Here is a 13,360-nt window from a genome sequence, read left to right as displayed (position 1 = left end):
ATGGGTTTTACAGATATTCTTTTGCCTGATGATATCCGGAATGAAAAATTGTTAAAAGCTGATCCGTTATATGACAGATTGGATAAAAAACAGCAGGAGGAAGCGGTTGCAGCAGCTGTCCAAACAGGTGAAAGCTATGCAGCATGGTTGCGTCAGCATTTTAAGGAGGGCTGTATTTCGGAAGTTCTGCTAGCCCTTGACATCAATGTCAAACAGGAGCATGTCCCGAATGCCCGGCTGAGTCCTTACAGTATTTACCGCATTAAGACAAAGACAATCACTTTACATGTGAATATTATCGAGGATTTAGTGGAGGATTTGATAAAGATTACGAATGAGATTTCATATGATGAACTGTCAGAAAACGTCATGAATGTGATTCTGTTTCATGAGCTTTTTCATCATCTGGAAGAATCGAAATTTAAGAAAGCCTCAAAACAATATCAAGTGAAGGTAATCAACCTCGGGTTTTTCAGTATTTCGTCGGGTATTAAAGCGTTAAGCGAAATAGGGGCACACACCTTTACAAAAGCATGTATTGGCGATATAGAGAGATATCTGAACATAACGACCAAGGAGGTCTGCGAATATGAATTTTAGCAAGTTGCATTATTATGTCCCAGTTAAAAAGTCGGATAATCCGCAAGCGATTGAACGAGATTTAATCATTTATGGTAGCACACCCGCAGGTATAACAGCAGCTGTTCAGGCTGAGAGAATGGGATTAAGCGTTGCCATAGCGGAATTTGGGAGGAATGTTGGCGGCATCTCTGCGAGTGGTTTGGGTGCGACAGATTTGGGTGCAAAGGAAGCCATTGGCGGACTATCCAGAGAGTTTTATACGGAACTCGGGAAATATTATCAAACGAATGAACAATGGATTTTCGAACCCAAAGCTGCAAAGTATGTGTTTGACAAATGGCTGCAAGAACATGATATTGAGATATTTTTCGAACAACACTTAGATACAGTCACATGTGAAGATGGCGAAATAAAAGCAATTGTCATGGAAAAAGGAAATGTCTATAAAGGTGAGTTCTTTATAGATGCAAGTTATGAAGGCGATTTACTGGCAAAGGCAGGTATTTCATATTTTGTCGGACGGGAATCTAATGCTACTTACAAAGAAAAATATAATGGTGTTCAATTTGGCCACCCTCACCATCAATTTGAACAGTGGGTTGACCCTTATGTTGTGGAAGGGAAGCCGGAAAGTGGTCTTTTGCCAGGCATCACTGAAAATAATCATGAAACACTTGGGTTCCAGGGACAGGGAGATAAACGGATTCAAGCTTATAATTTTAGAATCTGTTTGACCAAAGATCCTGAAAATCGAGTGCCTTTTCCTAAACCGCCAAACTATGATTCAAACCGGTATCTATTACTGTTACGTTATATCAAATCAGGTGTTTGGGATGCTATGAAACTTCATACAATGCTGCCAAATGGCAAAACAGATTTGAACAACCATGGAGCTTTCTCAACTGACAATATTGGTATGAATTATGATTGGTTAGAGGGAGATTACGAAACAAGAGAACGTATCTTCCAGGATCATTTCACCTATGATCTAGGCATGCTTTACTTCTTGGCAAACGATACACGCGTGCCAACTAATGTTCGTGAAGAAGTATCCCAATGGGGATTGGCAAAAGACGAATTTACGGAGACAGGTCATTGGCCGCATCAATTGTATATTCGGGAAGGGAAGCGAATGATTTCTGATTACGTTATGACCGACAATAATTGTTTAGGTAATACCACAATCAACGATTCTATCGGGTTAGCTTCTTATCAGATGGATTCGCATCACTGCAGACGCGTGGTTATAAATGGACGAACCTATAATGAAGGGGACGTGGAAATCCCCATTTCTCCATATCCGATATCGTATCGTTCAATTCGGCCAATGTCCGAAGAATGTACCAATTTATTAGTTCCGGTTTGTTTATCAAGTTCCCATATAGCTTATGGTTCCATTCGGATGGAGCCGGTTTTTATGATCCTTGGTCAATCTGCAGGAGCAGCGGCTTCTTTAGCCCATAAGGACAATACTACGGTTCAAGATATTGAGTATCAGACTTTGAAGAGAGAATTAGAAAGTGCAGGACAGGTGCTTGAATGGGACGATTCTATAGAAGATGATCCTGTGGCAAGAATGGAGGCGACATTTGGAGAAAATCAGTAAAGGAGGCGGCGAATGAAATTTTTTAGAATGGGTCTAGTATTAATTCTGGCAGTTTTTGTTTTTTTTAGTGTCAATAGCGTTTCAGCAAACGGTAGTAAACCTGGCTTGGCCAATCTTATGATGATTCCTTTGGATGATCGGCCGGCAAACCTTTACTTTCCTGAAAAAGTGGGTAAGTCTGCAGGGGTTAACGTCATAAACCCGCCAGAAGAGATGATCGGCTATTATAATACACCAGGCAATAGTGAAGAAGTCGGTCAATGGGTAGTAGAAAACAGTGATCAAGCTGATGGTTTTGTGATTTCAACCAGTATGCTGGCATATGGCGGACTGATTGCATCTAGGACTGGTGTAAAATCATTAGAAGAGGCAATGGAAAACATACAAAATATAAAAGAACTTAAAGAAAAGCACCCAGATAAACCAGTATATGTATATGATACGATTCAGCGGCTTGCGGTAACAGCTATAAGTGAAGAATCAAGAGAATACTATGACTTAATAAGGGAATGGGCGATCCTATATGACAAAGTCCATAACCTTGGTATGGAAGAAGACCGTGAAAGACTGGAAGAGTTAGAACATATTATTCCGGAAAGCGTACTTAACGATTATTTGGAAGCCCGGGAACGTAATCATGAAGTTAACAAACAACTGATTGATTGGGCTGAAAAAGGGTATATCGACTATCTAGTTCTTGCTCAAGATGATGCCAACCCATATGGACTGCACCGCGCGGAGCGTGAGATTTTGTCAGATAAGGTTAAGTCAGATGGCTTAGAAAATAAGGTCGCAATATTCCCTGGGGCAGATGAGGTTGATGTAGTGTTGGTATCGAGGTTTGCTTCCCAATTCTATCGGAAGTCGTCCAGCTTTTATGTGGAGTACGGAGGTATTGATGGAGCAGATTGGGTGGCACCATTAGAAGATACGCCATTTGATGAAAACGTCGCAAAACATATTGAATCGGCTGGGGGTGTCATGACTGAAGATGAAGATGGAGCGGATATTCATTTGCTGTTGAATACGCCTTCTGAAGAGACAAGTCGTCGGGAAGCCGATATTAACGGGATGATTGATCGAGTCAATGAATGGGTTGCTGAGGATAATCAGGTGGCCATCGGTGATGTATTGTCTGTTAATCGTGCTGATGAACCTTTTGTGAAGGGGCTTGCTAATCAAGTCGACCTTACAAAAATCCGAGCTTATAGCGGGTGGAACACAGCTGGAAATGCTTTAGGGATTACGGTTGGCCATGCTGCAGCCAGAGAAGCATTCCTTTCACAAAAATCCGGATTCGGGGTCCCGTATTATAAAGAAACGGCTGAGGCACACTATGAATTTTTGCTGCATCGATACGCCATGGATCAAGGGTACAAAAATGTTGTGAAGCCTGAAGCTGATGAATTTATTACTGAAATCGGAGCGAACCCTTGGCAGCTCGACGATGACTATGACACAGTGAATCAATTTGTCCGTGATAGTCTCAAGAATCAAACAGAAATGTGGTATAAACAGTACTTTAAAGGGAAAGAAGTATATCTCGGCAGTCGTGGAAAAAAAGACTTTCACACCACGATTGGTAATCTTGAAAGGCTTCAAGTTGAACTGCCCTGGCCAAGAACTTTTGAAACAGAGCTAGAACCGGATTTGGAATTCTAATGGAGATCAACCCCGGCTTTGAATGGGCCGGGGCTTTGATATGTTATCATCTTTGAATAATGATAAAGCTTAACAATAAAAATTTTCAGAGTTTATTTAGGACTCTTATTCTATTTTTGTTTGGAAAATGCTGATATACTGAAATAGTTGTCTGAAAACTTGAAGCCCGTTAAAAATTAAACCCAAAAACAACAATCATCATAAAATGGGCGGGTTAATTCAATTTAATCATTTTTATAAAGCAGGAATTCGGCACAAAGTGTCGAATTTATAATTACGTTAAACAATGCTGTTCCTAAGTTAAAAGGAGAACAAGCTTATGAATACAACTGAATTTATGAAAGAGACCTATGGAGCTCTTAATGAGATTGAAACCGGGTTAAGACAATATATTGAATTAACAATGATAACTACCTATGGTGTCGGTTGGTTTACTTCAGTCCCATTAACGATGAAATACAAGCCATATAGAAAGCATTTCGACGTATTTGAATATTACGAACTTATCTCCATGTTAAAAGCGTATCCCTGCTTTGATGATATTCCGAGTGATGTATACTCCCAATTGCTAAAGACCGTTCCAACTCGAAATAAAATTGTAAATGATGCAGAAAAAGTCCCGGTCAATTTCAAAAGTAAGCATATGTACGAAATATATTTAAAAGTTTACATATAAAGTGACCACTTAATTATGGCTGATCACAGAAATGACCACAATTTAGCCAATTCAAAACAAATGTTCGCAAATAATGATTGAGTTACATTATTATATAGGATATAATTTGAGAATAAACAAATGCTAAAAAATTGACATAATCAGTTATAATTAAATGCGTCATGTAATAACTAATGCGCCGTTAACCTGGTATATTAAGGGGGAGGCGCATTTTTTTAAAAATGTTGCTGAACTTTCGGGGGCTTTAGTTTAACAAGTATTAGACAGTATTCTTTATTCTGATGTTTCACAAACGAAGCGCTTTCCTGAACCAGCCTACATTGTAGGAATCATGGGAAGAAGTTAAGCGGAGTTCTATTATTTAACTTTGATCCTATGTTACTCATGTATGACTTTATTTTATAATGTAAAAGTTCTGACTACTGGCCAGAACTTCATCATGAGTCTTAAGAAGTCATCTGTCTGCATGCATTCGCACAAGAACGACAAATAACTGCACATTCCTGACAGTGGGCATCCTCGAATTTTTCGCATTCTGTTGCACACGCTTCACAATGAGTAGCACAGAGTTTGCAAAATTCTGCTGCACTCAGACTATTCCTAGCCATGTATGCAGCAGCTTGAAAACACATGTCTGAACAATCATTTAAATGTTGGATACATATAGTACGAGCTTGAACATCTGGTTCCTGCAAACATGCTGTAGTACACTCTTCACAAGCACGAGCACATTTTAAACATTCATCGATACATTGGTCCATATGCGTTGGGGAACTGGAAAGTACTCCCATCACGGCTCACCATCCTTTAAACATTTACAATAATAGTATCTTAACAAATAAATGAGTTATTCATGTTAAGTAAAATAATTGAATCGGGCTCAAGAGGGAACAGAAATATAAAGAGAAACCGATCCTGGACGAACAAAAGCAGTTTGAAATAAATACTCAGTTGCAGTTGGCATTAAGCAACGATCTCATCATCGAGATTGAATATTATAGTCACATTCTGTATGACTAACAGAAAATCAAAGAAAAGTTACGAATAGTTGATAACCTATCTCAAGTTTTGTGAGTGATGATGCTGATAATTACCGATCGGTCCTGATGACGTCTCAGAAGGTGTGATGGATTGTCCTTTATTTGGATCGTTATTCTAATCATATTCTAAAATAAAGTGACCACACTTTGAACGATTGGGAACAACTGTTTGTAAATGGCGTTTGAGTTATAGTATAATTTGAGATATAATTTCGACATAGACAAATGGTGAAAAACTGGCAAAATTAGATATAATTAAACGCGTCATGTAAGTGTATAAATAGAACACACCTCGTAAAAACTATAGAAGAAGAAGCGAGGTGTCGTTCATGGATAATCAAAAGCTTATCAATTTTTTGAACCAGTTATTGTCCAATTATTTTGTCATGTATGTAAAATTACACCGTTATCATTGGTTTATTCAGGGGAAACATTTCTTTCAGCTGCACGAAGTATTTGAAGAAATGTATATCACTTTTGCCAAAGACCTTGATGAAATTGCCGAAAGAGTGTTAATGATTGATGGAAAACCACTGGCAACCATGATCAAATACATCAAAGAGGCGACGCTTGAAGAAGCAACAGCTGATGATAAAGAAGATGAAATAACGGCTAAGCTGATTGAAGATTATCAACAGATTATAAAGGAAATAAAGGAAGATGGGATCCCATACGCCTCAGATCACCAGGATGAACCGACAGTGGATTTGCTCGTTTCCCTTCAAGGCAAATTAGAAAAATATGTCTGGATGCTGCATGCATATCGAGCGTATGAATAAAGATAAATAGGGGAATACTGATGAAAAAAACAGTGATAGCCATTGTTGGACCGACGGCTGTAGGGAAAACTAAGCTCAGCATCGAAATTGCCAGCCGTTTTGACGGGGAAGTCATCAGCGGAGATTCCATGCAAGTCTATAAAGGATTGGATATTGGAACTGCGAAAATTATGGAAACGGAAAAACAGGGAATTCCTCATCATATGGTTGATATTAAAAACCCTGATGAACCTTTTTCAGTCGCTGATTACCAAAAGTTGGTCCAGCAATATGTTGAAGAAATAGATTCACACGGAAAACTGCCCGTTATTGCTGGCGGAAGCGGTCTTTATATTCAGGCTGCTTTATATAATTACCATTTCTCCAATCAGAGAAGAGATGAACAATTAACCAGACAATTGGAAAATGAAATCCATCATCGGGGAGCAGAGAGATTGTATGATCGTCTAAAGGCAATAGACCCGGGTCATGCGGCAAAAATTCATCCGAACAACCACAGGCGTCTCATTCGCGCGCTGGAAATCTATGAAACAACTGGTATGACAATGTCTGAGTATCATAAAGAACAATCGGATCATTCACCATACAATCCTATATTTATAGGGTTGGATATGGATCGGGATCTGCTGTATAAACGCATCAATAACCGGGTTGACAGAATGCTGGAGCAAGGGTTGCTGCAGGAGGTTAAAACACTGTATGAACAAGGCTATGAAAATCATCAAGCGATGCGCGGTATCGGCTACAAAGAATTCATTCCCTATCTAAAAGGACAGCAGACTTTTGATGAAACCGTCCATTTACTGAAACGAAATTCCAGACGCTATGCAAAACGTCAATACACCTGGTTTAAAAATAAAATGAATGTGAAATGGTATACTATTACACCAGTATCTGTTAATGAACAATTCAGAAATATTTTGAAGGAATTAGCAGGAATATTACAAGGAAAATAGAACTTATTAGGTACAGATAGAAAAGAGGAGGAAATACAATGGCTCAGTCGGTGAACATTCAGGATCAGTACTTAAATAAACTAAGAAAGGATCATGTCTCCCTTACAGTGTTTCTGACCAATGGTTTTCAACTGCGAGGGGTCGTGAAGGCATTTGACAATTTCACAGTATTACTGGAAACAGACGGAAAACAGCAACTAATTTTCAAACACGCCATTTCAACATTTGCCCCGGTAAAAAATATACAATTAGAGAAAGAATAATGAATACGGGCGCTCTCATGCGTCCGTTTTTAATCTTTTATACCAAATTGTTTGATTTCCGTCAATCTGACTTTAACCTCCAGCCCCTGGCAAAACAAGGACGAGTTCTCGAGTTTTCATATATGGGCGTTTGTCACAACCCGCTCTTTCACACGTATACTATCGTGACGAAGGAGTGATCATGTGGATACGCAAAAACTTCGAAATAAAAATGGGCAAATCAATATTATATTGCAAGATAAACAACAAGCATCTCCAGAAAGAGAAAAGCAGCATTTTACTGGAGGAAGTCCCTTTTCGCATATTGATGCTGAATTTTCCTCATTCATTGGCATGCGGCAATTAAAACGAACCATAAAAGAAATATATGCAACAATCATCATTAATGAAAAACGGAATGAAATGGGATTAACCGGTTCAAAGCAAGTACTCCATATGCTATTTAAAGGGAATCCTGGTACAGGGAAAACAACGGTAGCCAGAAAACTTGCCAGAATGTATTTTGAAATGAATTTGCTGTCGAAAGGTCATTTTATTGAAGCAGAACGTGCTGATTTGGTTGGTGAGTATATTGGTCAAACCGCTCAAAAGACTCGGGCTATCATCCAAAAAGCAATGGGCGGCATTTTATTTATCGATGAAGCTTACTCTCTGGCACGCGGTGGAGAAAAAGACTTTGGGAAAGAGGCTATTGATACATTGGTGAAACATATGGAAGACCATCATAATGATTTTGTCTTAATATTAGCAGGGTATCCATATGAGATGGAGCGGTTTTTAACACTTAATCCCGGATTGAAATCCAGGTTTCCGTTTATATTGGACTTTCAGGATTATGATATTGATCAGCTCACGAAGATTGCCAAACAAATGCTGCAGAGTCGGGAATATGAATTGACAAAAGAGGCAGAATGGAAATTACGTACACATTTATATAAACAGAAACAACAAACTCAATACAATTTCGCCAATGCCCGTTATATCCGTAATGTCATTGAACAATCCATCAGGCTTCATGCCGTACGGTTGTTGAACAAAGAAACATTTTCAGTGGATGATCTCATTTATTTGACCGGTGATGATTTATCACTTGATGAATAGTCATTCCAAATTGTGGTGTCAGCGTTTCTTTGCTATGATAATGATTGGAAACACAAACGGTAATGCAGAAAGAGGTATTTCATGTCAGAACGGATTCTAATCGCAGCTGTTAAAAAACCAGAACAATCTGATGAACGTTTCCAATCATCACTCGATGAACTGATTTCATTATGCAAAACGGCAGGAGGATCTGTCGAAAAAGTCATCACACAAAATCGGCAGAAGATCCATCCTGCTTATTATATCGGTGAAGGTAAAACAGATGAGATCAGGGAAGCGGCTGAGCAGCTGAATATTGATTTAGTCATCTCGAATAATGAACTATCAGCCGGGCAGCTGGGAAATTTGAACGACCGGGTCGGTGTCCAAGTAATCGACCGCAGTCAGCTGATATTGGATATTTTTGCTCGGCGCGCGCGTACAAAAGAAGGCAAATTACAGGTGGAACTTGCTCAGCTCGAATATACACTTCCTCGATTGCGCGGCAAAGGGGAAGAAATGTCACGCCTGGGTGCCGGCATTGGAACACGCGGTCCAGGTGAAACAAAACTCGAAACAGATCAGCGTCATATCAGGAGCCGAATAGATGATATTAAACGGCAATTAAAACTGGTTGTTCGCCAGCGGGAGCAATACCGAAAACGAAGAAAAACAAATGATGTCTTTCAGATTGCGATCGTTGGCTATACAAATGCCGGTAAATCTACATTATTCAATCGGCTGACACAGAGTAATGCCATGGTGGAAAATCAATTGTTTGCCACACTTGATCCACTCACACGCCAAATTCAACTGCCATCGGGTTTTCAAACACTAATAACAGATACAGTCGGGTTCATTCAGGATTTGCCGACATCATTGGTGGCAGCCTTCAGGTCTACATTGGAGGAAGTAAACGAGGCAGATTTTATCCTGCATGTAGTTGATGCATCAAGCCCCGATTTAGTACAGCAACAGCAAACGGTTAACAATCTGCTGCATGAATTGGGGGCCGACACGATCCCAATGCTTATGGTTTATAATAAAAGCGATCAGCTAAACACAGATTTTATTCCGATGCAGCATCCTTATATTGTAATCAGTGCACTTGATACAACTGACATCCGCCACCTATTAGCAAAACTGGAGGAAACACTTAAGAATGAGTGGGATTCGTATACAGTACATTTAAGACCTGACCAGGGTAAATTACTGCATCGCTTGGAACAGGAAACGATTGTAACGAAACGTTTTTTTCAAGAGGATGAGAATGCATATATCATTGATGGGTATATCCGGCAAAATCATCCGATGAAAAGTTTGATGAAGGAGTATTAAGATACTGATGCTGAAAAATTTAATGATACAAGCAGAAAAAGATTGCACTGCACAGCACGCAAACGTCTTTGAAATGGTTGAAATAAATCAAAAGCGGGTGCTTGATGCGTTTAAACAGAACCGTGTAAGTGACAGTCATTTCCATTCGACCACGGGTTACGGTTACGACGACTTAGGACGGGAAACATTGGAAGCTGTATATGCCGACATTTTTGGTGGGGAGGATGCACTTGTCAGGCCGCAAATGGTTTCTGGGACACATGCCATTTCAACTGCCCTTTTTGGTCTTTTACGACCAGGTGAAGAGCTGTTATATATCACCGGTAAGCCATACGACACCCTGGAGTCGGTCATCGGCATCCATGGACAACATAAAGGCTCATTACAAGATTTTCATATTACATATAACCAAGTTGATTTATTGGATGACGGGTCAATTGATTATGCCGGAATCAAGCGAAACATTTCAGCAAAGACGAAAGTGATAGCTGTTCAGCGCTCAAAGGGTTATGACGATCGGCCGTCGTTTACGATCAATGACATTGGGGAAATGGTCCGATTCATCAAAACGATCGATGAGGACTTGATTGTTTTCGTTGATAATTGTTACGGTGAGTTCGTTGAGGAACGTGAACCACTGCATGCAGGCGCGGACGTTATGGCGGGATCGCTGATTAAAAATCCGGGTGGTGGAATTGTGCGTGCAGGCGGTTATATTGCCGGAAAAGAGAAGTTGGTAGAACAATGTGCCAATCGTCTGACTGCCCCGGGGCTTGGAAAAGAAACCGGTGCAACCTTTCATACGCTGCAGGAAATGTTTCAAGGACTGTTCCTGGCACCGCATGTTGTCGGCGAAGCTTTGAAAGGCGCTATTTTGACAGCCCGATTTTTGGATTTAGCCGGATTTCGGACAAGTCCCGGTTACGCAGCCAAACGGACAGATCTGATACAAACAGTTACATTTCATAATGCAGATAGTATGATTGCTTTTTGCCAGGCAATCCAGCATAATTCACCGGTTAATGCATTTGTAATCCCATATCCAAGTGGCATGCCGGGTTATCAGGATGAGGTGATTATGGCAGCTGGTACATTTATACAGGGCGCCAGTCTTGAACTGACAGCAGATGGTCCAATCAGGGAACCCTATACGGCATTTGTGCAAGGCGGTTTAACGTATGCACATGTTAAAATTGCCCTGGAATCAGCACTCAATCATTTGCTGGAAAAAGAATACATCACATGAAAGAGCTATAACAGGCTCTTTTTTTTATAAGGTCTCTTTATCATATCAGGAAAGTATAAATAATGGTTGACCTATAGAATACCTATTACGTTAGAAAAGTTAACATAAATTTGACATCTAAATTAACATTTGCTATTATATTGAATAACATAGCAAGGGGGATTTTTCGATGAACGATCAGGATCGGCGTTCGATGCCTTTATTTTCAATCAGCATTGTCAAAAAATTGACAGAACTCACAGCCAGACAAATTAGATATTACGAGGAACAAGGCTTGATACATCCTGCCAGATCAACCGGCAATCAACGTTTATTTTCATTTAATGATGTTGATCGTTTGTTGGAAATTAAAAATTTACTGGATAGGGGGATTAACTTAGCGGGCATTAAACATATCATTCTGGAAGATCAGAAGGCAAAACAGAAAAATGATGAACAGCGTAACGGACTGTCTGATAAAGAATTGCGCAAAATATTAAAAAATGAATTATATCAGGCAGGCAAAATGGGTAAATCAAATTTGCGGCAAGGTGATTTATCTCGTTTTTTCCATTAAAAGCTGCTGCTCATGCAAAATATAAATAGGAGGTAATGGAATGGGCAAAGGGTTAACGAAAGAACAAATTATGAAACAAATTGAGGAGGAAAATGTCCGATTTATTCGCTTGCAGTTTACCGACATGCTTGGAACTATTAAAAACGTTGAAATTCCCCTCAGTCAATTGGACAAAGCATTGGATAATAAAATGATGTTTGACGGGTCTTCAATTGAAGGTTTTGTTCGCATTGAAGAGTCAGACATGTATTTGCATCCTGATTTGGATACTTTTGTCGTATTTCCATGGACATCGGAAAAAGGAAAAGTTGCCCGGTTTATTTGTGATATTTATAACCCGGATGGAACGCCTTTTGCAGGGTGTCCGAGATATAATCTGAAACGCAACCTGAAGAAAATGGAAGAGTTGGGTTTTGATGCATTTAATATCGGTACTGAACCTGAATTCTTTTTGTTTAAACTCGACGAAAAAGGTGAACCTTCACTGGAGTTAAATGACCATGGCGGTTATTTTGACTTGGCACCAACAGATTTGGGCGAAAACTGCCGGCGTGATATTGTTCTGGAATTGGAAGAGATGGGATTCGAAATTGAAGCATCACATCATGAAGTAGCACCCGGACAGCACGAGATTGATTTCAAGTATTCAGATGCTGTCAAACATGCAGATGATATCCAGACGTTCAAACTGGTTGTCAAGACCATTGCTAGAAAACATAACTTGCATGCGACATTTATGCCAAAACCGCTTTTTGGTGTTAACGGATCTGGTATGCATACCAACATGTCCTTGTTTAGAAACGGGGAAAACGCATTTTTTGATACACAAGGGGATATGCAGCTAAGTGATGTGGCGTATCAGTTCACTGCCGGGATTATTAAACATGCAACAAATTTCACTGCTGTTACCAATCCGACAGTTAATTCGTATAAAAGACTTGTCCCTGGATATGAGGCTCCGTGTTATGTCGCATGGTCCGGTGCGAACAGAAGTCCACTGGTCCGTATCCCGTATTCCCGCGGATTGAGCACTCGAATTGAAGTCAGAAGTGTCGATCCGTCTGCCAATCCTTATATGGCGATGGCTGTACTGCTTGCAAGCGGCCTGGATGGCGTTGAAAATCAATTGACACCACCTGAAGCTGTTGACCGGAATATTTATGTGATGGATAAAGAAGAACGTGAGAAGAATGGTGTGAAAGATTTGCCAGCCACTTTAATGGATGCTTTGGGAGAGATGCAGAAAGATAATAGAATTGTTGATGCATTAGGCGAACATCTTTATGAGCACTTTGTTGAGGCAAAAGAAATTGAATGGGATATGTTCCGGACAACTGTTCACCCATGGGAGCGGGAACAGTATTTGACAAGCTATTAATACTGATATAAAGGGATTTTATTCTTGGGGGTGAATAGGGATAAATGATTATCAATTGATCATCACCCCAATACCCCAAAAAATGAATAAAAAAATATCATTTTAAAATATCGTCCATACTTCAAATTGGGCGGTATTTTTTTGTTCCATTTTCTTGGATACGTGAGAATATACATCGGCAGTAATTTGGTAACTGCC

Annotated in this window: 14 protein-coding genes; 13 read left to right on the top strand and 1 reads right to left on the bottom strand. The window is 39.8% G+C overall.

What is annotated here, in order from left to right; all coding sequences use genetic code 11:
- The 4 genes from BM195_RS02165 (at position 1) to BM195_RS02150 (ending at position 4,526) form a co-directional block, all read left to right on the top strand.
- The gene (locus BM195_RS02165; RefSeq protein ID WP_090232865.1) at positions 1-600 is read left to right on the top strand and encodes a hypothetical protein; all 600 of its coding nucleotides are present in this window, start codon (positions 1-3) and stop codon (positions 598-600) included.
- On the top strand, positions 590-2,188 hold the full coding sequence (locus tag BM195_RS02160; RefSeq protein WP_090232862.1) for an FAD-dependent oxidoreductase: 1,599 nt from the start codon (positions 590-592) through the stop codon (positions 2,186-2,188). Before BM195_RS02165 ends, BM195_RS02160 begins: the two co-directional genes overlap by 11 nt.
- A gap of 12 nt (positions 2,189-2,200) precedes the next feature.
- Entirely contained in the window at positions 2,201-3,850 is a 1,650-nt protein-coding gene (locus BM195_RS02155; RefSeq protein ID WP_090232859.1) for a DUF4127 family protein, read from the top strand.
- A gap of 319 nt (positions 3,851-4,169) precedes the next feature.
- Complete coding sequence (locus BM195_RS02150; RefSeq protein WP_090232858.1) at positions 4,170-4,526, top strand: hypothetical protein; 357 nt, start codon at positions 4,170-4,172, stop codon at positions 4,524-4,526.
- A 446-nt stretch (positions 4,527-4,972) separates the two neighbouring features.
- Here the strand turns inward: BM195_RS02150 and BM195_RS19280 are convergent, their stop codons facing one another.
- The gene (locus BM195_RS19280) at positions 4,973-5,287 is read right to left on the bottom strand and encodes a four-helix bundle copper-binding protein (RefSeq protein ID WP_483099627.1); all 315 of its coding nucleotides are present in this window, start codon (positions 5,285-5,287) and stop codon (positions 4,973-4,975) included.
- A 112-nt stretch (positions 5,288-5,399) separates the two neighbouring features.
- On the opposite strand from BM195_RS19280, the gene BM195_RS19040 reads away from it, so the two are divergent.
- The 9 genes from BM195_RS19040 (at position 5,400) to glnA (ending at position 13,162) form a co-directional block, all read left to right on the top strand.
- Complete coding sequence (locus BM195_RS19040) at positions 5,400-5,546, top strand: YolD-like family protein (RefSeq protein WP_090233204.1); 147 nt, start codon at positions 5,400-5,402, stop codon at positions 5,544-5,546.
- Between the two features lie 349 nt (positions 5,547-5,895).
- Positions 5,896-6,345 (top strand): Dps family protein, encoded by a 450-nt coding sequence (locus BM195_RS02135; RefSeq protein ID WP_090232854.1) that lies wholly within the window; start codon positions 5,896-5,898, stop codon positions 6,343-6,345.
- 20 nt (positions 6,346-6,365) lie between these two features.
- A complete protein-coding gene (miaA, locus tag BM195_RS02130) occupies positions 6,366-7,301 on the top strand; it encodes a tRNA (adenosine(37)-N6)-dimethylallyltransferase MiaA (RefSeq protein WP_090232851.1) in 936 nt (311 codons plus the stop codon).
- Between the two features lie 38 nt (positions 7,302-7,339).
- The gene (hfq, locus tag BM195_RS02125; protein WP_090232849.1) at positions 7,340-7,564 is read left to right on the top strand and encodes an RNA chaperone Hfq; all 225 of its coding nucleotides are present in this window, start codon (positions 7,340-7,342) and stop codon (positions 7,562-7,564) included.
- 183 nt (positions 7,565-7,747) lie between these two features.
- Complete coding sequence (spoVK, locus tag BM195_RS02115) at positions 7,748-8,665, top strand: stage V sporulation protein K (protein ID WP_090232843.1); 918 nt, start codon at positions 7,748-7,750, stop codon at positions 8,663-8,665.
- An 81-nt stretch (positions 8,666-8,746) separates the two neighbouring features.
- The gene (gene hflX / locus BM195_RS02110) at positions 8,747-9,982 is read left to right on the top strand and encodes a GTPase HflX (RefSeq protein WP_090232840.1); all 1,236 of its coding nucleotides are present in this window, start codon (positions 8,747-8,749) and stop codon (positions 9,980-9,982) included.
- 7 nt (positions 9,983-9,989) lie between these two features.
- Complete coding sequence (locus BM195_RS02105) at positions 9,990-11,228, top strand: methionine gamma-lyase family protein (protein ID WP_090232838.1); 1,239 nt, start codon at positions 9,990-9,992, stop codon at positions 11,226-11,228.
- 169 nt (positions 11,229-11,397) lie between these two features.
- A complete protein-coding gene (locus BM195_RS02100) occupies positions 11,398-11,784 on the top strand; it encodes a MerR family transcriptional regulator (protein WP_090232835.1) in 387 nt (128 codons plus the stop codon).
- A gap of 40 nt (positions 11,785-11,824) precedes the next feature.
- Complete coding sequence (gene glnA / locus BM195_RS02095) at positions 11,825-13,162, top strand: type I glutamate--ammonia ligase (RefSeq protein ID WP_090232834.1); 1,338 nt, start codon at positions 11,825-11,827, stop codon at positions 13,160-13,162.
- The last annotated feature ends 198 nt before the right edge of the window (positions 13,163-13,360 follow it).

Source organism: Lentibacillus halodurans (assembly GCF_900112045.1).
In the GTDB taxonomy this organism is placed as follows: Bacteria; Bacillota; Bacilli; order Bacillales; family Amphibacillaceae; genus Lentibacillus; species Lentibacillus halodurans.
Note: the sequence above shows the minus strand (reverse complement) of the source record. Positions and strands in the feature narration are given on the sequence as shown.